This is a genomic window from Pseudomonas sp. WS 5412, assembly GCF_012985615.1.
GTDB classification, from domain to species: domain Bacteria; phylum Pseudomonadota; class Gammaproteobacteria; order Pseudomonadales; family Pseudomonadaceae; genus Aquipseudomonas; species Aquipseudomonas shahriarae.
In genome coordinates this window covers 167318-191900 of sequence record NZ_JAARMB010000002.1, presented here as the reverse complement: position 1 = coordinate 191900, position 24583 = coordinate 167318, and the positions used below count along the sequence as shown (strand labels likewise).

Below are 24583 nucleotides of genomic sequence, written 5' to 3'. Positions count from 1 at the left end.
AGAGCCAGGTTTCACTGCTCAGCAGGGCTGGGCCGCAAGGCTGTTGCTGACATTGCGTCCCAGCACCAGCACCGTCACAAAACCCAAGCCTACCAGCACCGTGGCGAGGCTCAGGAGCACCGAGCTGCCCAACTGGTCGACGATCCGCCCACCGAAGAATGAACCCAGGGCAATAATCACCTGGAACAGGGCGACGAAGAGCGGCATGCCGCGTTCGACATCCTTGGGCGCCACGACAAACATCCAGATACTGGCACAGGCCGGGAAGGCGCCGAAGGCAAAACCCCAGAGCCCAATCAACATGGCTGCTCCGGTCATGCCGGTGGCAAAGTGGGGGAACAGGGCGGTGCTGGTGCCTATCATCAGCGCCACCAGCAACAGGGTGTGACGTACGCTGCGGTTGGCGGCAAAGCCGGCAAAAATATTACCCGCGACCCCAGCCACGCCGAAGAGCAACAGCAATGAGCCAATCGTCGGGCCGTCGAAGCCGGCACTGTGCTTGAAGAACGGCGCCACATAGGTGTACGCGGCAAAGTGCGCCAGGCCGATCAGCAATACTGCGATCAATCCGATTCGCGCTTGGGGGTTGATAAACAAGGCGGGCAGGTCGCGGATGTGGATGGCTTTCTCCGGGTTGAGTCGTGGCAGCAGAAATATCTGCGCCAGGAGGACCGGGACGCCCATCAGCGCGGTGACCAGGAAGGTCATGCGCCAGCCCATCAGGCCGCTAAGCCAGGTGCCTACGGGCACGCCCAGCACGGTGGCGAGGGTCACGCCGACCATGATGATCGAAGTCGCCTGGGCGACGCCCACACCCTTGGGCGCCAGCCGGCCGCTGAGGGCAATGGCGGTCGCCCAGAAGCCGCCGATGCTGATGCCCAGCAGTACGCGGCCCAACAGCAGCAGGCCAAAGTCGCTGGCAAAAGCCACCACCGAGTTGGCGATGATCATGATCAGCGTCAGGCCGATCAATAAATAGCGACGGTCCATGGTGCCAATGCTGACCGACAGCAAAGGCGCGGCGAGGGCGGCCATGATGCCGGGCAGGGTCACCATCAGCCCGGCGTGACCGGCAGTGATACCCAAGTCACTGGCGACATCATTGAGCACACCCACCGGCAGAAACTCACTGGTTACCAGGGCGAAGGCACCTACGGCCACGGAGAGAATCGCCAGCCACTGCTGTTTGACACTCTGTTGATTATGTTCGGGAAGGCTGCGAGGGGCCTGGCTGGCGCTTGGCATGGTGTTGAAATCCGGGGGGAATGCAGCCTGAAGCCAGGCCGGGGGAGAATGTGGAGGCGATTATAGGAACCAGCATTGGCAATTAAACAGGCCGGTCGGTTTGATAGTCATCATCAATGCAATCAATGCAGCGTCTACAAGACCGTTGAGTGGCAGGGACTGTTCAATCGTCCACGGCTGCTTTGGGCTTCATCTGCAGCCCAAGCACGCCCATGGCTACTAATGCCGCGCCGGCACCCGCAATGGGTATATAGGCCAGCCCGAACTGGCTGATCACCCAGCCTGCCCCGATGCCACCCAGCGCAGTGCCCAGGTTGAACGCGGCAATATTGAGCCCTGAAGCCACTGCACTGGATTGGGGAATATGCTGGTGTGCCAGGCGCAGCAAGCGCAGGGTCGACAGGGTCACAATGGCAAAGAACACCACCCCCAACAGCCCCACCAGCATCAAGGTGGCGATGATCGAGTCGCCCCACACATACAAACCCAAGAGGTTGAACATCAATGCGCTCAATCCGCCGAGCAGGCATCGGTCGGCGTCGAATGCATCCGCGAGGTAACCGCCCAGCACGTTGCCAAGGATGGAGCAGACACCGAACACCAGCATCGCAAAACTCAGCACTTGTGGTTGAACGCGGGTGATCTCCAGCAGGAACGGCGACACAAAGGTAAAAAATGAGAAAGTCGCCACGCTCACCAGCATTGCGATGCTGGCAGCCATCAACAGTTCGCGCTGCAGCAGGGCGGCGAGGCTTTGTTTCAGGCCGTGGTCTTTGTGCAGTGCGTCGGCGGGTGGTTGGCGCATCAGCAGTATCAGGCCCAGGGCGCTGATCAAGCCCAGGCCTCCAATCGCCAGGAATACCATGCGCCATGACCAGTAGCTGCCGAAAAAGGTACCGATCGGCACGCCAAAGGCGATCGACAGGGTCAGGCCAATCCACACCAGTGATAGCGCACGCCCGGCCCGTAGCGGGTCAACCAGCTTGACTGCGGCGTTGGAGGCCACGGCCATGAATACACCGTGCGCCAGGCCGATAACGAAGCGTACGCCATGTAGGGTCACGATATCTGCTGCCAGGCTGATGACTACGCTGCCGGTGGCCAGCACGGCGAGGGTCAGGAGCAATACGGTTTTGTCGCGCCAAGTGGCCAGCATGGCGGTGATGACCGGGGCGCCGATGGCCGCACCCAGGGCGTAGGCTGCAATGGCCGAGCCCACTTGCGAGATGGACTCGCTCAGGTCGATGGAGATTGCCGATACCAGGCCGGCGACGACGAATTCGGACAAGCCGAATGTGAAGGTACACAGTGAAAAAATGTAGATGACGGCAGGCATAAGAACTCAGTGACGGGAGGAGGGCGAGCGAGGCTTTAGGTGATGATGGGGCGCCGCTCGCCCGCTGGGAAATACTATAAAAGTCTCTGCCTGATACCTTTGACGACGACTAACCCCTGGTCGATGGCACCGAGGCAGGATTGAAATCGAGCATGGCGATAAAACTGTCCAGCAACGGTGATGGGTTGTCGGTGTTCCAACTCATATACAGGCCGATTGTCGGGTTGGGGGTCGCGCTCACGGGGCCGATCCGCCGAAACACGACCTTGTCGCGCATGATTGAGTGGGCAATCGATTCAGGCACCAACGCGACCCCGAAGCCACAGGCCACCAGGCCGATCAAGGTATGGATCTGCGCGGCCTCCTGTACCACCCTGGGGTAAAAGCCGGCGGCTTCACACAGGGCGATAAGTTGGCTGTGATAGCCAGTGCCCAGGGCTTGGGGGGTGAACACGAAGTCTTCGCCAGCAAAGTGCCGCAAATCGATCTGGTCAGCACCCGCCTTGGGGTGATGGGCGGGCAGCGCCATCACGATCTCTTCATCCAGCAATAGGCGCGACTCGACGTTTTGCGCCGAAATCGGCAATTTGCGCATGAAGGCAATGTCCGCTTCTCCCGCCACAATCGCCTTGGCCTGGCTGGAGGATGGCATCTCCTTGATGATCAATTGCACCTTGGGGAAGTGTTCGCGGAACCGGCGCAGGCTATTGAGCAGCGACTCGTAGTAGGTGATCGACACGGCGGTCACTGTCAGCTTGCCCGCGATCCCTTCGGACACTTGGCGAGCGTGTTCGATGCCCAGCTCCAGTTCCTTGAGGGTGCTATAGGCGGCGTGCAGGAACGCGTCACCGGCCGGGGTCAGTTTTACCCCGCGTTTGCTGCGGTTGAACAGACTGAACCCCAACTTGCCCTCCAGGCGGTTGATGGCCTGGCTCAGCGGCGGTTGGGCCATGTGCAGGCGGATCGCCGCCTTATGAAAGTGCAGCTCTTCAGCCACGGCAATGAACTGGCGCAGCAGGCGGGTTTCGATCATGTCTTCTGTTCCTTCATTTGAACCGATCAGTGGGCCAGGCGCGGCAATGGTAACGTTTATTGGCCCGCGTCGAGCCCCAGCCTTTTGTCACTGGCCGTCCGCCCACCCCGGCTGGCGCCCGAACGCCTCGAACAGCTCAAGGATGGTCGCCTTGACCTTCTGCACCGCATTGCTCTCGACCACCGTGTCATGCCAGCACAGTGAAAGATCGCGCTTGAACAGTCGATGATCGATCCTGGCCAGCTTGAGCCGCTGTTGCACCAACTCGGCGTGGGCCGCTGCCCACGGCAGGATCGTGACACCCAACTGCGCCTTGACGGCTGAGAACAACAGGTCGGTGGAGTTGGCTTCAAACTCAACCTCGCATTTGAGGCCGGCCTCCTGCAGGGCAAACTCGACCCGATTGCGGATGGTATTCGGCGCACACGGCAGCACCAGCGGCATTTTTGCCAATGCCTCAATCGACACCGGGTCTTCGGCCAATTCAAATTCCGGCCAGGCCACCAAATACAGTGTTTCAGTTAACAGCCGCTGGAACGCCATGCCTCGGGTTTCGACCACATCAACGTTCACCGCCAGTGCCACCCGCCCCACGGTGATCAGGCGCCCCAGTTCGGCGCTGGGGGCGTCAATCAACTCCAGCTTGATGCCGGGATATCGCTGGCCAATCGCGCGCGCCAAGGGAATGGCCAGCATGCGTGCGGTACTCGAGGGCATGCCGACCGAGACTTTGCCCTGGGGGAAGTCGGCGTCCTGGCGCAGCATTTCCCGGGTGCCATCGGCTTGGCGCAGCAGCTCGATGGCGTGCCGGTAAAGGGTCTGCCCGGCCGCCGTGGCGACTACGCCGTGCACGCTGCGTTCGAGCAGCGGCATGCCCATATCCAGTTCCAGATTGCGCATCTGCTGACTGATTGCGGGCTGCGCAATATGCAGCGCTTCACTGGCGCGGGTAATGTTGCCGCACTCGATGACTTTGACGAAGTAGCGCAATTGGCGCAGGTCCATGGGTACCTCTTTAGCCATATGATTTTCCGATGAGATCAGAGGAATATCATATTTTTAGTTTATGAGATACGGCGCCTAGACTCGGACCACAACCCACTAAGCGTTCTTCACTGGAGAACCCTATGCAAGCTTTGCAAGGCGTGAAAATCGTCGACCTGAGTCGCGCACTGTCGGGGCCGTTCTGCACCATGGTGCTGGCAGATCTGGGTGCCGATGTGATCAAGATCGAGTCCGGCCCCGATGGCGACATGAGCCGTACCTGGGGGCCCTTTGACCGGGGCGTGAGCACCTACTATCTATCGTGCAACCGCAACAAGCGCGGCATGTGCATTGACCTGCGCAACCCCAAGGGGCTGGCCACCCTCCAGCAACTGATTGATGACGCCGATGTGGTCATCGAGAACTTCAAGCCCGGCACGCTGCACAGCATGGGCCTCGGTTATGAGGTGCTCAGCGCCCGCAATCCACGACTGGTGTTGGGCAGCATCAACGCCTTTGGCGCCGATGGGCCGATGAGCAGTTGGCCGGGCTTCGACCAGATCGCCCAGGGCTACTCGGGGCTGATGAGCCTGACCGGTTTCGGCGATGGCGACCCGACGCGCACCGGCACCGCCATTGGCGACCTGACGTCGGGCATGTGGCTGGTGACAGCCGTGCTGGGCGCGCTGCTGGAGCGCGAGCGCAGCGGGCGTGGCCAGCATGTCAGCACCTCGCTGCTGGCCAGCCTGGTCGGCTTGTTGAGTGTGCATGGCCAACGCTACCTCAGCCTCGGGGACGTGCCGCGCCGCACCGGCAACGCCCATTCGGTGATTGCGCCTTATGGCGTGTTCCAGACCCTGGATGGCCCGCTCAATCTGGCGCCGATTACTTCGGCCATGTGGGGGCGCCTGTGCATACTGCTGGATTTGCCCGGGCTACCGGACGATCCGCGGTTCGCCACCAATGAAGCGCGGGTCGAACGTCGTGATGAATTACGCGATATTCTCGAAGACCGCTTGAAAACCCGCAGCAAACGCGAATGGACCGCTCTGTTTGTCGACGCAGGATTACCCGCAGGCCCGATCAATACCCTGGATGAGGTGTTCGCCGACCCACAGGTGCTGCACAGCCGACTGACTGAAACACTTACCCATCCGACTCTCGGCGCCCTGCGCCAGGTGGTGACCCCGGTGTTTGGCAGCACTGCCAGCGGTGCCAGCCGCCCACCGCCACTGCTGGGTGAACACACCGTCGAAATCCTGCGTGAAACCGGCTTCGACAGCGCCTCGATCAACGCACTGCTCGACGCAAAGGTCGTGTTCCAGGACTCCGCCGACAGCCCCTGCACCCAATCCACAGGAACCGCACAATGAATCCCGCTGCTACTGCCACCGTGACCGTCCACCCAGTCGATGAGCGCATCGCGCGACTGGTCTTCAGCAACCCCGCACAACGCAATGCACTCAGCGCACAACTGTTGCAGTCACTCGATGAGAGCCTGCAAACCCTGGCGGCACAACGCATCCCGGTGGTGATCCTGGGCAGCGAAGTCGGCCAGTCGGTATGGAGTGCCGGCCACGACATCCGTGAACTGCAACACGACCGCGACCCGATTGCCTACGGCAAACCGCTCGAGCGCGTATTGCGCAGCATCCGCGCTTATCCCGGGGTGGTGATTGCCCTGGTGTCTGGCTCGGTATGGGGCGGCGCAGTGGACCTGGTGATGAGTTGCGACATGGTCGTGGCAGATCACAGCGCGAGCTTCGCCATGACACCCGTGAACATTGGCTTGCCGTACACCACCAGCGGCTTGCTGCGCTTTTTCAACAATTTGCCGATTCATGTGTTGAAGGAAATGTTCTTCACGGCGCAGAAGCTTGATGCGCAGCGTGCGGAACGCTTTGGCCTGGTCAACCGGCTGGTCGACAGCGATGTATTGGAAGCGACTGCGCTGGAGCTGGCGCAAGGTATTGCCAGCAAGGCGCCCCTGGCGGTTGCGGCGGTCAAGGAACAGCTGCGCATCCTTGAAGACCTGCAACCGATGCCGGTGCAGGCGATGGAACAGATTGCCGAACTGCGCCGACAAGCCTGTGAAAGCGCCGACTTTGGCGAAGGCCTGGCAGCCTTTGCCGAGCGCCGGCCGGCGGTGTTCGGCGGTCGCTAGAACACGCGTGCGGTAGCGCCACATCCCGAAAAAATAATAACAAGGGCGGTACCTGCGGGGCCGTCCGACTGCGGGGAGTCAGATTGCAATGAATAATGAGCTTCTGTCGATTCTGGTGTTGGTGGTCATCTTCGGCATCGCCAGCGTGTTGCCCATCAACATGGGCGCGCTGGCCTTTGCGGCGGCCTTTGTCGTCGGTTCGGTGATATTGGAAATGACCCCGGCGACGATCTTTGCCGGGTTTCCCAGTGACCTGTTCCTGACGCTGGTCGGGGTCACCTATCTGTTCGGCATCGCGCAGAACAACGGCACCATCGACTGGCTGATCGAGCGGGCGGTGTTGATGGTGCGTGGACGCGTCGCCTGGATCCCCTGGGTGATGTTCGTGGTGGCGGCATTGCTGACCGGTTTCGGCGCGCTGAGCCCGGCGGTAGCCGCGATCCTGGCGCCGATTGCGCTGAACTTCGCCGTGCAGTACCGCATCAACCCGGTGTTGATGGGGCTGATGGTGATTCATGGTGCCCAGGGCGGCAGCTTTTCGCCGGTGAGCATTTTCGGTGGCATCACCAATCAGATCGTGGCGTCGTCCGGGCTGCCCTATGCGCCGTTCACGTTGTTCATCACCAGCTTGCTGTTCAACCTGGGGATTGCCATGGTGGTCTTCGTCGTGTTCGGCGGTTTGCGCAGCGCGCGCCTGTCGCTGGCACCGGTCTCGTTCGGCCCCACGTTGCATGCGGCGGGTGCATCCCTGGCGATTCTTGGCCATGGCGGTACGCCGGCTTCCCCGGCCTATCACCGCACCGACCTGACCGGCGCCGGTGCGCCGCTACAGGCTGTCAGTGGCCTGGACGGGGCCAAGCTATCGACACTGATCGGCTTGTTGGCCCTGGCGATCTCGGCGCTGGTGTTCAAGTTCAATATCGGCCTGGTGGCGATGACGGTCGCGGTGGTGTTGGCCATGTTCGCACCCACGGCGCAGAAGGCGGCCATCGACAAGGTCAGTTGGTCGACGGTGCTGCTGATCACCGGGATCATCACCTACATCGGCGTGATGCAGACCATCGGCACCATCGACTATGTCGCCCATGGCATCTCCGGGCTGGGTGAGCCGCTGCTGGTGGCGTTGCTGCTGTGTTTTACCGCCGCGATCATCTCGTCCTTTGCGTCGTCCACGGCGTTGCTGGGGGTGATCATTCCCCTGGCCGTGCCCTTCTTGAGCCAGGGCCATATCAGTGCGGTCGGCGTGGTCGCGGCCATCGCCATTTCCACCACCATCGTCGATACCAGCCCGTTCTCCACCAACGGCGCACTGGTGGTTGCCAATACACCGCCGCAGGAGCGCGAAAAAGTCTTGCGCAGCCTGCTGATCTACAGCGCAGTGATTGCCCTGGTCGGGCCGTGTGTTGCCTGGCTGACCCTGGTGGTGCCGGGCCTGCTGTGACGATCAGGTACCCATCAGTGGGTTGAACAGTGACTCCAGTGACAGACGGGCACGGCTCTCCTGGAGCGCTGCTTGGACCGCTTCCTCACCGAATACCAGGCCCTGGAGGTAGGTGAAGTGCGGGTCGAACAGCCCGAGGGTGCCCAGTACCTGGCGCAGGTAAGGTGTCAGGAAGTCCGGTTGCCGTGCCGACGCGCCCTGATGAAAACCACCGGAACCCACCAGCACATACACCGCACGGTTGCTCAGCAGACCGGTCTTGCCCTCGGGCCCTGAGCTGAATGTGCGGTGAATACGCAGGACGTAGTCGATCCACAGCTTGAATGCAGCGGGCAGCGTGAAATTGTGCATTGGCGTGGCAATCAGCAGGATATCGCAGCCTTCCAACTCGCGGATCAGCGTTTCGGAAACCTCGAAAGCCGGCGCGTCGAACGGCGTGGTCGTCGCCAGGCCCCGGGCGTAATCCATGCCGAGCGGTGGCAGTGGGTGTGTGCCCAGGTCACGTTCGACCAGTTCGAGCGTCGGGTGGCGCTGGCGAAGGGTGTCCACCAGTTCCAGTGCCAACTGGTTCGCATGGGAAACCTGGCCATTGGGGCTGGCGTTGATCAATAGAACACTCTTCATGCCGGACTCTCTGTGTGAAGGCGTTGGGTGAAGTGCATGCCGTGGGCCAGCAGCCCTTGGCGAAAGTAGAAACGTTGGGCCAGCGGCATATGCAGCCCGGTGTCCAGCACAAAATGCGCGCAACCGCGCTGCACGGCTTCTTCGCGCACGGCGTCCAGCAGCCGTGCGCCGAGGCCACCGCGCTGCAGGTCGGGGTGTACCACCAGGTCATCGACGTAAATGAAGCGCCCGTAGAGCAGGTTCTCCAACTCGCGGTAACCGGCCAGACCCACCACCTGCCCAGCTTCCCATGCAGCCAGTAGACGGTAGCCTTGCCCGACCTGGCGCAGCAGTTGCGCGACATAGTGGGCCGGGTTGGCGACATGGGGTCGCAGCACGTGCATCAGGTTGAAACTGGCCGCGAAGGCCTGCTGGTCCTCCAGATGCCCAAGGGTATAAGCCATGTCGGTCGTCCGTTGTAGAGAGGTAGCTGACCTTAAAGCCCCGATGACTTAAGCTACAGGGCCGAAAAGTGCATAAATGACTAGGCCATGATTCCTCCCTTTACGCTGGACCGTAGCCAGAGCGCGCCGATGTATCGCCAGCTTTACCAGCGATTTCGCGAATCCATTGCCGATGGCCGCCTGCGCCCGGGGGATCGCGTGCCTGCCGTACGCGCGTTGGCGGCGCAGTTGAACCTGGCGCGTGGCACGGTAGAAGCGGCTTACCAGTTGTTGATAGGGGAGGGTTACCTGGTTGCGCGGGGCGCCGCCGGGACGATTGTCACGCCGCAACTGGCTGCCGTTGCCTCGCCCGTACTCCAGGCCCCGGTTGCTGCGCCGCAGTACTCGTCCAATCATTGCGGGGCGCTGCCGTTGGCACTGCAGATGGGGCTGCCCGCACTGGATGCATTTCCCCGCAAGCTCTGGACCCGGCTGGCCGGTCGTCAACTGCGCCAGGCCGGCCTCGAGGGGCTGGTGTACCCGGACCCGCGTGGCCATGCAGCATTGCGCACAGCCATTGCCAGCTACCTGGGGATTGCCCGAGGGATTGTCTGCCGCCCGGAACAGGTGTTCGTCTGCGCGGGCTATCGCGCGTGCCTGGACCTGATCAGCCACACGCTGATGCGCCCCGGCGATCGCTGCTGGCTGGAAGAGCCGGGCTACTTCATGGCGCGCAACACACTCCGGGAGGCCGGCGTGCAGTTGGTGCCGGTTGCCGTGGATGAGCAGGGGCTTGATGTCGCGCAAGGCATCGCCCGCTGTGCGGATGCACGCTTTGCCGTGGTCACGCCGACCCACCAGAGCCCGCTGGGTGTGTCACTGTCCCTGCCGCGCCGGCTAGCACTGCTGGACTGGGCCAGTCGCCAAGGCAGTTGGATCATCGAGGATGATTACGACAGCGAATACCGCTATCAGGGCCGGCCCTTGCCTGCGCTCAAGAGCCTCGACCAGCAGGGGCGGGTGCTCTATACCGGCACCTTTAGCAAGGTGTTGTTTCCGGGCCTGCGCCTGGCCTATCTGGTGGTGCCGCAGGCGCAAAGCGACGCCTTCGCCCGCCAGGCTGACCGCCTGCACAACCACTGCCCGCAGCTTCTCCAGGCGACGGTCAGCGCCTTCCTCTACGAGGGGCACTTTGCACGGCATTTGAAAAAAATGCGTACGCTCTACGCGCGCCGTCGCCAGTGGCTGGTCGATGCGCTGCAGCAACAGTTCGGCGAACGGCTGTCGATCAACCTCCAGGCCGGAGGCATGCACCTGATTGCGGGCCTGAGTGAAGGGGATGATGTTGAACTCGCTCAGCGCGCCCGGGCCATTGGCCTCGCTGTCGAGCCGCTGTCGCAGTGGTACCTCGAGGCCAGGCCCAGGCACGGCCTGGTACTGGGTTTTACCAACATCGCCAGCGCTGAACAGGCTGCCGCGGTGGCGCTTCGATTGGCTCAAGTCATCACCTAGGTGGTGTGCCGGAAAAAGGCTTTTATCGCTAGGTAAAACCCTACAACTGTGTGTCTCGAAGGCACTCAAAGGACGTGCTAGCGTAGCCCTTTCATTGCCCTGGGAAGCAAACATGACCACCCGCTACGCAAAAATCGTCCTGACCCTGATGCTGGCGGCCTTCGCCGCGCTGGTGGCGTTCAACAACCTTACTGATTACGGCTCCAACTTTGCCTTCGTCAAGCATGTGTTGAGCATGGACACCACCTTTCCCGGTAATACGGCCATGTACCGGGCAATCACTACACCCTGGCTGTGGCATGGCGCCTATGGGCTGATCATCGCCGGCGAAGCCTTGACTGCCGTATTACTGGCCCGTGGGGCGCTGGCAATGTGGCGGGCCAGGCTAGGTACTGGCCGGCAGTTCGATGCCGCCAAACAGGTGGCCATTGTCGGTTTTACTGCGGGCCTGCTGGTGTGGTTTTTCGGCTTCATGGTGATTGGCGGTGAGTGGTTCCTGATGTGGCAATCCCATCAGTGGAACGGCCAGGAAGCGGCATTCAAGTTCTATATGGCGCTGCTCGGGGTGCTGATTTTTCTCAACCAGGCGGAGGCTGATCGCGACTGAAGCGCCTCATACGGTCAGCGAACGAATTTGACGAACATCCGTTCAGGGACGTGTTCGTCAAGGTGCTCGATGCTCCCGCTGGGGACAAACCGGGCCTTTGCGATCAATGCCTGAGAGGCAATGTTGGAGACATGGTGCGACACCGTCCCTATGCAGGCTGAGAACTGGGGCCTTCTGCCTTAAGCCATTTGCGCAAGCGCCCACGTGCATTGTCATAGGGGGAGGCGGTGTTGAACTGGATCATCCGCCCCATCGTCCAGTGCTCGTACCACGGGCATTCATACAGCTCGGCATTCTCGCGGCTCTGGATGCTGGACACGATCCGCTGCTTTGCGCTGTCGAGCCGCTCGAGCAATTGCTCAAAAGGGATGCCTTGGTAGTCGCGGTAGAACTTCTGTGCAAGCTGGCCCAACTGGTTCCACTTGAAGCCGGTTTCCGGGAAGTCGATGACAGTGCCGGCGGCGTCCGCGTCCAGCCACTTGAGCACCAATTCATTCCAGCCCACCAGGTAGGCGACCAGATTGGCGACGCTCATCTGCGTCCCCTTGGCATGCCCCTCCAGGCTGCATTCGTTGACCCGGGGCATGGGTACCCGCCGGATGATGCTGAGCAGTTTTTCATAGCGGGTATTGATGGCATCGAGCAGTTCTTGTTTGTTCTGAGGGACCGTCATGATTTACCTGGGCTATCTGAATGTGCTCGCCGGCCTGATGGTTGAACGTTGTCATATACATGCCCTGTACTCTGCTGCGCCTCAAACGCCCGCGCCAGAAAGTCGATCAAGGTACGCACCGACGGTAACAGCCCGCGCCTTGAAGGGAAGACAGCGCTGATCACGCCTTCGGTGGGCTGCCAGTCGGGGAGCAGGCTGACCAGGCGGCCGTCGTCTATCTCATCCTTGACCACGGCCAGTGGCAGGTTGGCGATGCCCACGCCCAGCAGTACCGCACTTTTCAGGGTCGGCATGTCGTCACTGACCAGCCGTGGGGTGTGGCAGATCTCAGCCCTCATGCCTTCTGGCTCGGTCAGCCCCCAGGTGTATTGCAACAGCGGGCTGCCCCAGTTGATGGTCGGCAGCCCGGATAAATCCGCAGGGAGTAGGGGCAATGGATGCGCCTGCAAAAACGCCGGGCTCGCTACCAACACCTGGGGGCTCCTGGCGAGCAGTTTCATCACCAGGTCGCTGCTTTCCAGGGGCGGGAAGCACAGGTTCAGCGCAATGTCATAGCCCTCGCTGATCACATCGACCTTGCGGTTGAAACTCTTCACGTTGAGTTCAACGCTGGGGCACTGCGCCATGAACTGGCCCAGCATCGGCGCTACCCAGTAATTGAGCAGCGCGGTGGTGCAACTCAGGCGAATCACTCCGCGCGGCTCGGCTTTGTTGAAGGCGATCAGCTCCTCGGCGGACTCTGCCTCGGCGGTCATTGCCACGCAGTGGCGGTAGTAGGCCTGGCCAATATCAGTGACCTGGAACTGACGGGTGGAGCGTTGTATCAGGCGTGCCCCCAGCCGCGCTTCCAGCTGGCTGACCCGGCGGCTCAAGGTCGACTTGGGCATGTTCAGCGCCCGACCGGCCGCTGCGAAACCACCATGCTCAACCACCTTGGCGTAGAGGAAGAGCTCATTCAGGTCGAACATGGGTATCGTTCCATTTTTGAGATGGTGAAGTTTAATTCAACCACTACCGAGCACCTAGTGTGATGACTAAAGTGGGACCCTGGTTTTTTCCTACAACCATCAGCGGGGTACGCGAGGACGGTCAATAGGCGGATTTTGTCAGTGAAAGTGGTTCAGTGACGACGAGCTAGACTCCCAGCGCCATAAACACCGTTGACTCTTTCCGGTGCGGCCCATTTCGGGAAACACCTTTTTACCAGGAGCATCATGATGTCTAAACCCTACGTTCGCCTGGACAAAGACAACGCAGCTGTCCTGCTGGTTGACCATCAGGCTGGCTTGCTGTCACTGGTGCGCGATATCGAGCCCGACAAGTTCAAGAACAACGTACTGGCCCTGGCTGACCTGGCCAAGTACTTCAAGCTGCCGACCATCCTCACCACCAGTTTCGAAACCGGCCCCAACGGCCCGCTGGTGCCCGAGCTCAAGGCGCTGTTCCCGGACGCGCCGTACATTGCCCGCCCTGGCCAGATCAACGCCTGGGACAACGAAGACTTCGTCAAGGCCATCAAGGCTACCGGCAAGAAGCAACTGATCATCGCGGGCGTAGTCACCGAGGTGTGCGTGGCGTTTCCGGCGCTGTCGGCCCTGGCCGAAGGCTATGACGTGTTTGTGGTGACCGATGCCTCTGGCACCTTCAACGAACTGACCCAGCAATCGGCCTGGGCCCGCATGACCGCCAACGGCGCCCAACTGATGACTTGGTTTGGCCTGGCGTGCGAGCTGCACCGCGACTGGCGCAACGATATCGAAGGCCTGGGGACCTTGTTCTCCAACCACATTCCTGACTATCGCAACCTGTTCACCAGCTACAACGCGTTGACCGAGGGCAAGTAAGCCCAGAGGGGGTGGCTGCCCTGTCACGGGCAGCCGCTATTTCAGTCCAGTGCCGCCTGGAACTTGTGCACGACTTCGGTCGGCAGTCGGGCCATCTGGTCCGTGACGGTTTGAAGCTTTTCCTTGAGCGAGATGGGTAGCGCCTGTTCACTTTCGTTGAGCAAGGCTGCGGGTCGCCCGGGTAAAAATCCTGGTGGCGGCCTTACCGCTGGGTGGGTAGCGCTCGAACAAATCCTGCACCCAGTCCGGCCGGGTTTTACTGGCGTCGTTGATCCAGTTGGCCACCGAGTCCTGGGCGTATTTGTCGGTTTCCTCTAGCATGGCAATCAGCAAGGGTTCGGCGATTTGCGGCTGGGCTTTGAGTGGGGCGATGTGTTCGCACCAGACCCCGCGCGGACGCAGGATTTCAACGCAGAAACGGCGGATCAGCGGGTTGTCGTTGCGGGCATGGCTGCGCAACAGTTCCAGCGAAGCCGTCAGGTCCTGGGCCAGTAGAGGGCGCAAGGCAATCCAGGCCCATTCGCGCACGCCAAAGTGGCTGTCGGTGGCGAACCGGAACTGGCTCAGCAACGCCTGTTCCAGCGGCGTGTCGCGTACGCAGAAGGCATTGGCGAAGGCCGCCCAACTGCGCACGGTGTCAGAAGGATGCTCCAGCAGCAACTGCCAGCTCCGTTCGCGCAGGGGCAGGGCGGCGCTTTCCAGCCACTGGCCCAGCGCAAGGCCCAGCCCCGCGACTTTCTTCGAAATGCCCAGTGCCTGGCCGGCCTGGGCCGCGCTCAGCAGTGCCTGGGCCAGGGAAGTTTCCACCTGCGAGGCAAGGGCCTGCGCCAGCGCCACCTGGTCGACTGCCAGGCACTCGCCCAGATTGCGGGTTGTCAGGCGGCCCTGGTCGATCAGGGCTTTGCGTTCTTCACTCATATTGATCCCAGCGCTGTGTTCATGGGTTGCTCCCCGGGCAAGGCCTCTTCCCGTTCGAACAGGTTTTGTAGTGGGCCTAATGCCCATCCGGCAGTGGCGGGGACAGTGCGCGACTGGTGGAAATGCAATAGAGCGACTCGGACAACCCCTGGCGTTGCTCAGGGCTCAGACCCTGGATGATGCCGCTGATCCAGTGCGTGTGTTCGGCGAATACCTCATCGACCACGCGCTTGCCGTCGGCAGTCAGGCTGATGATTAATTTGCGCCGGTCGGCAGGGTCTGTCTTGCGCTTGATAAAGCCGTCGCCCTGCAGGCCGTCGAGCAAGCCGGTCACCGTGCCGGTGGTAATCGACAGGCGCGTCGCCAGCTCCAGGGGCGAGAGCTTCCCGCCAGCGCTCTTGAGGGTGAGCATGATGACAAAGCGGCCTTCCGAGAGGTTGTAGCGAGCGAGCCGGATGGCACACACGCGATTGATCGCGGCCGCCGCCGACAGTAGCTCGAAACACAGTTTTACGCTGTCCCTGGCCTCGGCCGGTACCCCCTCAAGCTCATGCAGCATGATGTGGTGTTTGTTTTCTAAAATATTCATAAGGCGCAGTTTATCTTGGCGCCTTACTAAATCAACATTTTGTTTAATGTCCCCGGACCAGGTGCCGGCGGCATCAGGAGCGCGGCTTGCTCACCGACCGACTGGCCAGCAGCCCCAGCTCAAACAGAATCCACATCGGCACCGCCAGCATGGTCTGCGAAAACACATCCGGCGGGGTCAGCAGCATGCCCACCACAAAGCAGCCGACGATCACATACGGCCGGCTCTTCTGCAGGGTCTGCACATCGGTGATCCCGGCCCAGATCACCAGGAAGGTGGCCACCGGAATTTCAAACGCCAGGCCGAACGCCAGCAACAGCGCGAGGATGAAATCCAGGTACAGGGCGATATCAGTCATCATCGCCACGCCGTCCGGGGTCACGCTGGTAAAGAAGCCGAACATCATCGGGAACACCAGGAAAAACGCGAACGCCATGCCCAGGTAAAACAGCACCACGCTGGCGGCCAGCAACCAGGCGGCGGTGCGGCGTTCCTGGCGATACACCGCCGGTGCGATCATGCCCCAGGCCTGGTGCAGCAACAGCGGCATGCTGATAAACAGGGCAATCATCATGGTCAGCTTGAGCGGCGCCAGGAACGGTGACGTCACCCCGGTGGCGATCATGGTTGCGCCGCTGGGCAAGAAGTCGCGCAACGGTTGCGAGACGAAGCTGTAGAGCTGCTGGGCAAAGGGGAACAGCGCGCAAAACACCAGGAGGATCGCCAGGACGCAGCGCACCAGGCGCGAGCGCAACCGGGTCAGGTGGCCGGTCACCGACAGGCGCGGAGCAGGCAAGGGCAGGTCGCTCATGGGGCAGGTGGTCCTTTGGGCGTGGCGGTTTCTGGCAGCGGGGCGTCCAGGCGGATACCGTCGCGCAGTTGCTGCTCCAGTTGCCGCAAGGGTTGCTGGTCGATGCTCTGCAACAGGTGTTCGTGGTCCAGTTCCTGGGTGACCTGGGCCTTGAGCGTATTCATCGCCCGCTTGGCCCGGCCCAGCCACAGCCCGGCATTGCGCGCGGCGATCGGCAGGCGCTCGGGGCCCAGCACCAGCAGCGCCACCAGGCCCACCAGCAGCAGTTCGCTAAAACCGATATCGAACATCAGAGTTTGCTGTCGGCAGGTCGCTGAGGTTCGGCTTGCACCTCAAGGCTGGTCTTTTCTGCCGCCTGGGCGCCGGGTTCGTTGCCCATGGAGGAGCGAAAGCCCTTGATGGCCTCACCCACATCACTGCCCAGGCCCTTGAGGCGCCGGGTGCCGAACAGCATCACCACGATCAGCAGCACGATGACCAGTTGCCAAATCCCTATACCTCCCATAACGCCACTCCAAGCCATTGATTTGAAAAATGAAGGCGCAGTTTGCCGAGGCTTTATGACGGCGCGGTGACGGTTTTGCGGGAATTGTGTGAGTCTGCCACTTGGTTGAAACATCCACTGTGTTGACTGTCGCCAGGATCTGCATAAAAGGTGGCGTGGCAATGGACAAGAAACGGCAGCAGGGGGCGGCGTTGTTGATGGTGCTGGTGGCCCTGGCGATGCTGGCGGGAGGCATGGCCTGGATGGTCGAGCAGGGGCGCCAGCAGGTCGACAGCGTGCGCCTGGTGCAACAGCGGGTGCAGGCCCGCGCGATCGAACGGGCGGCGCTGGCCTTTACCGAACAGGCCCTGCAAGACCCGCTGTGGCGCGCCAGCCCGTTGTTCTGGCAGGCCATGCGCGGGCAGCCGTTGGCTTATGACTTCAAGGGGGGCAAGGCGAGCATCCAGATTCGCGACCTGCACACCTGCTTCAACGTCAACGCGCTGATCGGCCCCGAAGCCGAACGTGCCCAGCGCCAGTTGGTGCATCTGCTGGGGGCGGACATGGCCGCCGAACGCCTGGCCCAGACCCTGGCCGACTGGCTCGACGCCGACCAGCAGACCCGCCTGCAAGGTGCCGAAAGCAACGAATACTTGCGCCAGTCGCCACCGCGCCTGGCGGCCAATCAACGCATGCGCGATATCAGCGAGCTGAACCTGCTGGCGGTGCCCGACGCACTGCGGGCGTTGCGTTACCCGCAGTTATGCAGCCTGGACGAGACGGCTGGCTGGCGCCTGAATGCCAATGCGTTGAACCTGGAAATGCTGCCGCTGCTGGATGCGTTGTACGAGGGCGAGGTGTCGCGTTCGGTGCTGACTCGCTTGGTCAGCGCGCGGCCGGCGGGGGGCTATCGCGATGCGGGCGAACTGCGCCAGGCCCTGGGGGCGATGGACGACGCGATGTTCGAGCGCTTGAGCGAAGGTCTGCAGCTCAACGGTGACCACTTTCTGCTGCTCCTGGACATAGACCTGGATGGTCAGCGCTTTCGCAGCCAGTACCGTGTCGAGGCCCAGGGGGTCGTGAAGTGGCATGCGCGGGTGCCGGCACAGGGCATGCTGCTGCGCTCGCGGGAGCCTTTGCCGTTATAGCGCGTATGGGAGCGGATTTGTGTGGGAGCGGGCTTGCCCGCGATGACGGTGTATCAGTCGATAAATCTATTGGCTGACCTGCCGCCATCGCAGGCAAGCCAGCTCCCACATTTGATTTGTGGTGGTGCCAACATTCTCTGCCCCGCGCAGATCCCCTGTGGGAGCGGGCTTGCTCGCGAAAGCGGCAGTCCAGTCACTGTTTCTGGCGGCTGATCCACCGCCATCGCAGGCAAGCCCCCACATTTGCTGTGCAGTGTGGCGCAAACCCGAGATCCCACCTGTTGATTTTGAGATCACCACAAAGCAAATGTGGGAGCTGTCGAGCCCCGGCGAGGCTGCGATAGCGGTAGATCAGCCAACATCCATGCTGGCAATGACCTCGTCATCGCAGCCTCGCCGGAGCTCGACAGCTCCCACAAGGATCGTGATGCAGGAGCCGGGCCGGCTCCTGCCGCTGAATCAGATCGCCAATTCACCCCCGTCAGCACGCTGGATCACAACCGTGGAGGCGCGAGGGCGGACTGTGCCGACCGTGACGTCGGTAGCCACACCGGTGGACGGCCAGTTGTCCGGGTGTTGGATGTTGACGAACACCGTCTTGTTATCGGGTGTGAAGGTCACCCCCGTCACTTCAGAACCGTTAGGCCCGACGAAGAAGCGGCGCAGGTCGGCCTGGTTCTGCGCATTGACCGGCACTTGCTTACCCTGGGCATCGACCATATTGGTCGGGATCACCACCAGCATCTGGTCGTTGGTGTAGTCGGTCAGGGTTTTTTCGCCGTTGTCGGTCTGGATCCACATTACGCCACGGCTGTCGAAGGTCATGCCATCCGGGCTGGCGAACTGGTTCAGTGTGGTCAGGCCTGAGCGGTTGATGTCCGGGGCGCCTGCGGCGTTGGCGCCAAACACAAAGATGTCCCAGGTGAAGGACACCTGGTTGTCCGCGTCATGCCAGCGAATGATGTGCCCGTGCTTGTTTTTGACGCGCGGGTTGGCGGCGTTGGCCACGGTGCGGCTGGTGTTGTTGGTGAGCGTCAGGTAGACGTCGCCATTGAGCGGGTTGACCGAGGTCCACTCCGGGCGGTCCATCGGCGTGGCGCCCACGGCGTCGGCCGCGCCACGGGTGTTGAGGATGATCCCCGGCAGGTCGGTGAACTTCGCGCCCAGGGTGCTGCCATCCACGGTCGGGCTGGCCACGTCGAGCAGCAACCAGTTGCCGCTGCCGTCGGCATTGAAGCGCGCCACGTAGAGCTTGCCGCTGTCCATGTACTTGGCGCCGGTGGCCAGGCGGTCGCTGGGGTTGGCGTCTGCCGGGTCCCACAAGGCGGTGGAGACGAATTTGTACAGGTACTCGTTCTGCGAGTCGTCACCGCTGTAGAACACCACTGGCTTGCCGGCGGTGGTAAGGCCCGGCCAGCAACCTTCGTGGCGGAAACGGCCGAGGGCGGTGCGTTTCACGGCGCGGGTCGAAGCGTTGTACGGGTCGATTTCAACGATGTAGCCATAGGTGCTGGCTTCGTTGCGGTAGTCATCAGTGGCGGTGGCGCCGCTTGGGGTCACGTCGAAGCGGCTGAACTCACCGTTGACCTCGCTTGGATCACCGGCAACGCTCTCCCAGCGATAGTTGCCGCTGCCGGTGCCCACGCCGATGCGTACCTGGTCTGCCGGGCGGGCGCCACTTTTATTGACGAAAATCCCTGGCCAGTTTTCTTCGCAGGTGAGGTAGGTGCCCCACGGGGTATAGCCGTTACCACAGTTGTTGTTGGTGCCGCGGGTCTGGGTGCCGGTCGGCGAGAATTTGGTTTTTACGTGCTCGGTGCCTTTCATCGGCCCCGCCAGGTCCATGACCGTAGCCGTGGTGAAGCGGCGGTTCAATGGATCGTTTTCCATCACCTGCCAACGGCCGTTGACCTTGCTGATGCGCATCACACCCGCACCGTGGGCGTTGATTTCCTTGCGCACTTCTTCGACCGGACGAACACCGCCGACCAGGGTCGGGCCCGCCGGGTGCAGGGCTTGCGCATCGATGTATTCGTGGTTGATCGCAAGCAGGCCGTCGGTGGAGCTGCCATTGATTGGAAAGAAGTGCATGCCGTCGTGGTGCATGCCTACCGCGTTGGCCTGGTCGGTCGAGGTGTTGCTGCCGTCGCTTTTCCAGGGGGCAGCGTTGCTGTTCAGCGGTGTACCCCAAGGGGCCAGCACGTGGGCGGTGTAGCCGGCGGCCACGGTGCAGGCATCGGTGAGGGAGCCGGGGATCGAGTTGAAGCCCAGTTTCAGTGCCGGCTTTGGCGGCTGGGTAGGGGTGTCGTTGTCCGAGCCACCGCCGCTGTCAAAACAGCCCGTCAGGCCGGTACCGGCAATCATGGCGATCGCGGCGCCGAGCCCGCCCCGTACCACACTGCGGCGGCTCAGGTAGGCAGTGAGTACCGATTCCATCGGCTCATTGAGGCTCAGGTTGCGATTCTGGTTGTCGCCAGTCTCTCGACTCATTTCATCAGGTCCTTTGTAGATCACGATTTTTGAAAGGAGCCCGAACTCTAAGAGCCGAATGTGATGATTCGCGGTCGGTTTTGTTAAAAATGTATTTAAGTTTAATTTTTTTATTTCCTTTTGTTGCAGATTTGCATATTTCACTCTTGTTAAAAAACTGACATTAAACCGTCATTAATTGACCCCCACTATGCCGCCCTTAAAGCAGTTAGCCTCAGGGTGAGAGAACAATGGTTTCAATGGTGCGGCGCGATGTATTGGGATGGATGACGCTGGGCGCCTGTGCCCCGTGGCTGGCCGGCTGCTCCAGCCGGGGGGCTGCGGCGGGGCCTGCGGACAGCCAGCCGGTCGACCTGTTGTATATCGCTGACACCCTCGATGCACGCCTGCCGGGTCGCCCGGTGGTACCTGCCACACGCCTGGGGCCGGCGACGCGCATCGGCCAGGCACCTTGGATTACCGGGGCCAATGCGCGTTTTCGCCAGGCCGATGGCAGCCAGTTGGATGGCCTGCTGGATGCCTCCTTAAGTGACGGTGTGCAAACCGGCGGCTACGCGGTACTCGGCGCGGTGTTGCAACGCCTGCGCGATGAAGCCGGGCCTGAGAATAGCCTGACCCTGGAAAACGGCCAGTGCTGGAACGGCAGCGGCCTGGCTTACCTGACCCGTGGCCTGTCCGGGGTCCAGGGCAGCCAGTTGCTCGGCAGCGAAGTGCGAGTCAGCAGCGACGAGCGCGTGCTATGGCCCGAACAATGCCAGGGCCTGTACCAGCAATTCGGCCACCCGGTGCTGGGCGCCGGGCTGGCCAGCGCCAGCGCGCAACGCCTGGCCACCCCAGGCATGCAGGTGTTCCGCCGGGGCGGCGTGCGCATCGCCGTGGTTGGCATTACCGACCCTTATGCGCGGGACCAGCAAGGGTCTTTGAAAGAGTGGTTGCACAGCCTGCAACCGGTGCTCACCCAGGCCCGTGAAGAAGCCGACCTGGTGGTGGCCCTGGCCGATGTCGGTACCGGCCCGGGCTTCTGGCTGGCCGAGCGCCTGAGTCAGGTGGACTTGATGTTGTGTGCCCGTGGCCAGGACCTGTGGCCGCAGCCGGTAGAAATCCTGCAAAGCTCCGGCAAGCGCGTCCCGGTGGTGCTGGGCGGGACCCGGGCCAGCGGCGCCTTCCGTATCCGCTGCCAGGCCCAGGCCGGGCAATGGCGCTTTGATGCGCGCTTTTTTGCGGCCCAGGCCAGCGCGTTGGACGCTCCCGCCCAGGCCCACGCCCAGCGCCTGCAACCACGCCTGCAACAACAGCGCGCAGCCCACGCGGCGTGGCTCGACCAACCCTTGGCCAAGGCCCCGGAAAACCTCTGGCGCCGCGATGTGCGCGCCGGCAGTTGGGATCGCCTGTTGCACCAGGCCCTGGCCCGCGAGCCCAAGAGTGCGGTACTGCTGCCGGGCCTGCGCTACGACAGCCCCTTGGCCCGTGGCCAGATGATTACCCGCGAACACTTGATCAGCCTGAGCGCCAGCTACCCGGCGCCGGTCGTGGATGTCCCGGCGCAGCAGGTGCGCCAGGTCCTGGAAAACGGCGCCGAACAGCTGTTTGGCGAACCACTGCTATTGGATAACAGCCAGGACTTGCCACGCTGGCTCGGCCAACCCTGGCAGGTCACCTATAGCCCGGGCGGCAAGCGGGTCAGTGAGTTTGCCGAGCCGGTCGGCACCTGCCGCACCTTTGGCCTGGGCTTTGCCGCCGATGCCGGGCAACCGCTGTGGCAGCACCTTGAAGGCTGGTTGCGCGAGCAGCCGGCGGATTGGCAACTGGCGCCGCTGCAATTGCCCGAAGTGCGCTATGTGCAGGGGCATCCGGGATGGCATCCACGGAGCCTGGTCAGTTGAACCGTGCGGGCAACCTGCTGCTGGCAACGCTCCTGGCCTGGCTGGCAGCGCAATGTGTGCTGCAACTGTGGCACGGCATCGCGCAACCGATCGCGCTAAACCCGCCAGCGGCGCCGGTCGCCGACCTGTTGAGCAACCACTGGACACCGCGTCAGGCTCCCAGCGACGACCTGCCGTTGACCACCCTCAAGGTCGATTACCTGGGCAGCCTCAAGGCCACGCCGTTGCGCGCCACGGTACTGGTCCTGCGCTATCAGCAACAAGAACGCACGCTGACCCTGGGTCAGCGCCTGGCCCCCGGCATCGTCCTGCAAGACATTGATGACCGTGGGCTGATTTTCGACAATCAAGGGCAGCGCGAGCGCTTGCCATGGCCGACTGAGCGACCGGTGATCGGCCTCAAGCGCAAGGAATGAACCGACGATGCACATGATCAATAAATGCCTGGGCCTGAGCGCATTGTGCCTGGCCTTGAGTGTGACTCCAGCCCACGCCGAAGACGCGCCGGCCTTGTATGAAGTGAACTTCATCGACACTGAACTCACGGACTTTATCGACAGCGTGTCGCGCATCACCAACACCACCTTCATCATCGACCCACGGGTCAAGGGCAAGGTCACGGTGCGCAGCCTCGATATGCTTGGTAGCGAGGCCATCTATGACATCTTCCTCGCCCAGTTGCGCGCCCAGGGTTTTGCTGCGGTCAACCTGCCCAATGGCAGCGTGAAAATCGTGCCGGACCAGGCCGCGCGCCTGGAGCCGGTGCCGGTGGAGTCTGCACGCCAGGCCGTGCAAGCCAACGATGGCATGGCCACCCGGGTATTCAGTGTGCGCAACGCCGCCAGTGAACAGATGCTCAATATCCTCAAGCCGCTGATTGACCCCCGGGTGGGAGTGATCAGCCCGTACCCGTCGGCCAACCTGCTGGTGATCACCGACTGGCGCAGCAACCTCGACCGTATCGACGCGCTGTTGCAGCAACTCGACCAGGTCAGTCAGGAGCCCCTGGAAGTGCTGCCCCTGGTCAATGCCAGCGCCAACGACACCGCACAATTGATGACCCGCCTGCTGGCCCGCGAGCAGGGCGCCGATGGCGCGCAGGTGGTTGCCGACCCGCGCAGCAACGCGTTGCTGGTACGCGGCAGTGCCGACAGCCGCCAGCGGGTGCGCGCGTTGCTCAAGCAATTGGACCAGCCACAGACTGCCTTGCGACCTTCGAACACGGTGGTGATGTACCTGCGCCATGCCAATGCGGCTGAGGTGGTCAAGGTGCTGCGCGGCTTGAGCCAGGACACCCCGGGCGCCGGTGGCGAAGGCGTGCCCACCGAAGGTGCGCCCAAGCAGATGGCGGTCAGCGCCTCAGGCATTCGCATGGAGTCGGAGGAGGGCACCAACGCCGTGGTGATGGTCGGCCCGGACAGCGAAATCGCCGCCTACCGCACCATCGTCGAACAACTGGATATCCGCCGCGCCCAGGTGGTGGTGGAAGCAATCATCGCCGAAGTCTCCGACACCCGCGCCCAGGAACTGGGGGTGCAATGGCTGTTTCTGGGCGACTCGTTTGGCGGCGGCGCGGTGAACTTTACCAATGGTGGGACGAGCATCGCCGGCCTGGCCGGGGCCGCTGGCAGCGGCGACACCGCAGGCCTGGGCAAGCTGTTGGCCAATGTGCCAGGGGCGACCGCCGGCTTCGGCAAGCTCAATGGCGGCGGGCTGAACTTCCTTGCGCTGCTCAATGCATTGAAAAGCGAAAGTGGCTTCAACCTGCTCTCGACCCCAACCCTGCTGACCCTGGACAACGCCGAAGCGTCGATCCTGGTGGGCCAGGAAGTACCGTTTGTGACGGGCTCGGTGACACAGAACAACACCAACCCCTACCAGACCATCGAGCGCAAGGAAGTGGGGATCAAGCTGCGGATCAAGCCGCAGATCAATATCGACAACACCGTGCGCCTGGACATCGTGCAAGAGGTCTCGTCGATTGCCGAGAGTACCGGCGCCAGCGATGTGATCACCAACAAGCGCGAGATCAAGACCAAGGTCATGGTCGAAGACAACGGCTTGGTGGTGCTGGGCGGGCTGATCGGCGACGAGGCCAAGAACAGTGACCAGCGTGTGCCGTGGCTCGGCGATATCCCAGGGATAGGGCGGCTGTTCCGCTCCAACGCCAGCCAGCGCACCAAGCAGAACCTGATGGTGTTTATCCGCCCGCGGATCATGCGCGACGGCGAAACCCTGGCTCAACTGAGCAGCGAGAAGTACCGCAACCTAAAGGTCAATTCGAACCTGGCATTGCCCGCGATCTCCGATAACAACGCCTTGCTGCGCCTGTTCCCGGCCAGCCGCGAACGTCTCGACGAGGGTGTGTGGTGAGT

Annotated in this window: 25 protein-coding genes; 10 read left to right on the top strand and 15 right to left on the bottom strand. The window is 62.2% G+C overall.

Annotated features, from left to right (window positions below):
* Positions 1–18: 18 nt before the first annotated feature.
* The 4 genes from HBR94_RS03850 to HBR94_RS03835 all read right to left on the bottom strand — a co-directional run bounded on the left by HBR94_RS03850 (position 19) and on the right by HBR94_RS03835 (position 4637).
* Complete coding sequence (locus HBR94_RS03850) at positions 19–1245, bottom strand: MFS transporter (protein ID WP_170044183.1); 1227 nt, start codon at positions 1243–1245, stop codon at positions 19–21.
* 163 nt (positions 1246–1408) lie between these two features.
* On the bottom strand, positions 1409–2581 hold the full coding sequence (locus HBR94_RS03845; protein WP_169960628.1) for an MFS transporter: 1173 nt from the start codon (positions 2579–2581) through the stop codon (positions 1409–1411).
* Between the two features lie 109 nt (positions 2582–2690).
* Positions 2691–3614: a LysR family transcriptional regulator gene (locus HBR94_RS03840; protein ID WP_170044182.1), complete on the bottom strand. Its 924-nt coding sequence runs from the start codon at positions 3612–3614 to the stop codon at positions 2691–2693.
* An 87-nt stretch (positions 3615–3701) separates the two neighbouring features.
* Entirely contained in the window at positions 3702–4637 is a 936-nt protein-coding gene (locus tag HBR94_RS03835; RefSeq protein WP_262383345.1) for a LysR substrate-binding domain-containing protein, read from the bottom strand.
* Between the two features lie 104 nt (positions 4638–4741).
* Between HBR94_RS03835 and HBR94_RS03830 the strand changes: the two genes are divergently transcribed.
* The 3 genes from HBR94_RS03830 (at position 4742) to HBR94_RS03820 (ending at position 8203) form a co-directional block, all read left to right on the top strand.
* Positions 4742–5971 (top strand): CaiB/BaiF CoA-transferase family protein, encoded by a 1230-nt coding sequence (locus HBR94_RS03830; protein WP_120733371.1) that lies wholly within the window; start codon positions 4742–4744, stop codon positions 5969–5971.
* Positions 5968–6762: a methylmalonyl-CoA decarboxylase gene (scpB, locus tag HBR94_RS03825; RefSeq protein WP_170044181.1), complete on the top strand. Its 795-nt coding sequence runs from the start codon at positions 5968–5970 to the stop codon at positions 6760–6762. Before HBR94_RS03830 ends, scpB begins: the two co-directional genes overlap by 4 nt.
* 88 nt (positions 6763–6850) lie before the next feature.
* Positions 6851–8203, top strand: coding sequence for an SLC13 family permease (locus HBR94_RS03820; protein WP_057440912.1), 1353 nt, complete (start codon positions 6851–6853; stop codon positions 8201–8203).
* 3 nt (positions 8204–8206) lie between these two features.
* Here the strand turns inward: HBR94_RS03820 and HBR94_RS03815 are convergent, their stop codons facing one another.
* Entirely contained in the window at positions 8207–8827 is a 621-nt protein-coding gene (locus HBR94_RS03815) for an NAD(P)H-dependent oxidoreductase (protein WP_170044180.1), read from the bottom strand.
* Positions 8824–9270, bottom strand: coding sequence for a GNAT family N-acetyltransferase (locus HBR94_RS03810; RefSeq protein ID WP_128592953.1), 447 nt, complete (start codon positions 9268–9270; stop codon positions 8824–8826). The genes HBR94_RS03815 and HBR94_RS03810 overlap by 4 nt, the downstream gene beginning before the upstream one ends.
* A gap of 87 nt (positions 9271–9357) precedes the next feature.
* Here HBR94_RS03810 and HBR94_RS03805 point away from each other — a divergent pair, with 87 nt between their 5' ends.
* Together HBR94_RS03805 and HBR94_RS03800 are read left to right on the top strand one after the other, a co-directional pair.
* Positions 9358–10761: a PLP-dependent aminotransferase family protein gene (locus HBR94_RS03805; protein ID WP_170044179.1), complete on the top strand. Its 1404-nt coding sequence runs from the start codon at positions 9358–9360 to the stop codon at positions 10759–10761.
* Positions 10762–10873: 112 nt separating this feature from the next.
* Entirely contained in the window at positions 10874–11368 is a 495-nt protein-coding gene (locus HBR94_RS03800; protein ID WP_057959289.1) for a DUF2165 domain-containing protein, read from the top strand.
* A 148-nt stretch (positions 11369–11516) separates the two neighbouring features.
* Here HBR94_RS03800 and HBR94_RS03795 read toward each other — a convergent pair whose 3' ends face one another.
* Complete coding sequence (locus HBR94_RS03795) at positions 11517–12041, bottom strand: ClbS/DfsB family four-helix bundle protein (RefSeq protein ID WP_057440921.1); 525 nt, start codon at positions 12039–12041, stop codon at positions 11517–11519.
* Positions 12038–13009 carry a LysR substrate-binding domain-containing protein gene (locus tag HBR94_RS03790; RefSeq protein WP_170044178.1) on the bottom strand — a complete coding sequence of 324 codons (972 nt, stop codon included), beginning with the start codon at positions 13007–13009 and terminating at the stop codon, positions 12038–12040. The genes HBR94_RS03795 and HBR94_RS03790 overlap by 4 nt, the downstream gene beginning before the upstream one ends.
* A 249-nt stretch (positions 13010–13258) precedes the next feature.
* Between HBR94_RS03790 and ycaC the strand changes: the two genes are divergently transcribed.
* Positions 13259–13885 carry an isochorismate family cysteine hydrolase YcaC gene (gene ycaC / locus HBR94_RS03785; RefSeq protein ID WP_032861405.1) on the top strand — a complete coding sequence of 209 codons (627 nt, stop codon included), beginning with the start codon at positions 13259–13261 and terminating at the stop codon, positions 13883–13885.
* Positions 13886–13926: 41 nt separating this feature from the next.
* On the opposite strand, the gene HBR94_RS28515 is transcribed toward ycaC, so the two are convergent.
* From HBR94_RS28515 to tatA, 6 genes are all read right to left on the bottom strand, one after another.
* Positions 13927–14049 (bottom strand): hypothetical protein, encoded by a 123-nt coding sequence (locus tag HBR94_RS28515; protein ID WP_258558627.1) that lies wholly within the window; start codon positions 14047–14049, stop codon positions 13927–13929.
* The gene (locus HBR94_RS03780) at positions 14033–14803 is read right to left on the bottom strand and encodes a hypothetical protein (protein WP_170044177.1); all 771 of its coding nucleotides are present in this window, start codon (positions 14801–14803) and stop codon (positions 14033–14035) included. Before HBR94_RS03780 ends, HBR94_RS28515 begins: the two co-directional genes overlap by 17 nt.
* A 76-nt stretch (positions 14804–14879) precedes the next feature.
* A complete protein-coding gene (locus tag HBR94_RS03775; protein ID WP_115128394.1) occupies positions 14880–15392 on the bottom strand; it encodes a MarR family transcriptional regulator in 513 nt (170 codons plus the stop codon).
* Positions 15393–15465: 73 nt separating this feature from the next.
* Entirely contained in the window at positions 15466–16203 is a 738-nt protein-coding gene (gene tatC, locus HBR94_RS03770) for a twin-arginine translocase subunit TatC (RefSeq protein WP_115128393.1), read from the bottom strand.
* Positions 16200–16493 carry a Sec-independent protein translocase protein TatB gene (gene tatB / locus HBR94_RS03765; protein WP_057440939.1) on the bottom strand — a complete coding sequence of 98 codons (294 nt, stop codon included), beginning with the start codon at positions 16491–16493 and terminating at the stop codon, positions 16200–16202. Before tatB ends, tatC begins: the two co-directional genes overlap by 4 nt.
* Positions 16493–16708 (bottom strand): twin-arginine translocase TatA/TatE family subunit, encoded by a 216-nt coding sequence (gene tatA, locus HBR94_RS03760; RefSeq protein WP_115128392.1) that lies wholly within the window; start codon positions 16706–16708, stop codon positions 16493–16495. The genes tatB and tatA overlap by 1 nt, the downstream gene beginning before the upstream one ends.
* 161 nt (positions 16709–16869) lie before the next feature.
* On the opposite strand from tatA, the gene gspK reads away from it, so the two are divergent.
* Entirely contained in the window at positions 16870–17835 is a 966-nt protein-coding gene (gene gspK, locus HBR94_RS03755) for a type II secretion system minor pseudopilin GspK (protein ID WP_057440944.1), read from the top strand.
* A 459-nt stretch (positions 17836–18294) separates the two neighbouring features.
* Here the strand turns inward: gspK and HBR94_RS03750 are convergent, their stop codons facing one another.
* Complete coding sequence (locus tag HBR94_RS03750; RefSeq protein ID WP_170044176.1) at positions 18295–20325, bottom strand: PhoX family phosphatase; 2031 nt, start codon at positions 20323–20325, stop codon at positions 18295–18297.
* Positions 20326–20555: 230 nt separating this feature from the next.
* Here HBR94_RS03750 and HBR94_RS03745 point away from each other — a divergent pair, with 230 nt between their 5' ends.
* From HBR94_RS03745 to gspD, 3 genes are read left to right on the top strand one after another with little or no spacing between them, the layout of a single operon-like run.
* Complete coding sequence (locus HBR94_RS03745; RefSeq protein ID WP_115128388.1) at positions 20556–22208, top strand: lipoprotein UxpA; 1653 nt, start codon at positions 20556–20558, stop codon at positions 22206–22208.
* Entirely contained in the window at positions 22181–22624 is a 444-nt protein-coding gene (locus tag HBR94_RS03740; RefSeq protein WP_057440946.1) for a hypothetical protein, read from the top strand. Before HBR94_RS03745 ends, HBR94_RS03740 begins: the two co-directional genes overlap by 28 nt.
* Positions 22625–22637: 13 nt before the next feature.
* Complete coding sequence (gspD, locus tag HBR94_RS03735) at positions 22638–24581, top strand: type II secretion system secretin GspD (protein WP_057440992.1); 1944 nt, start codon at positions 22638–22640, stop codon at positions 24579–24581.
* Positions 24582–24583: the final 2 nt, after the last annotated feature.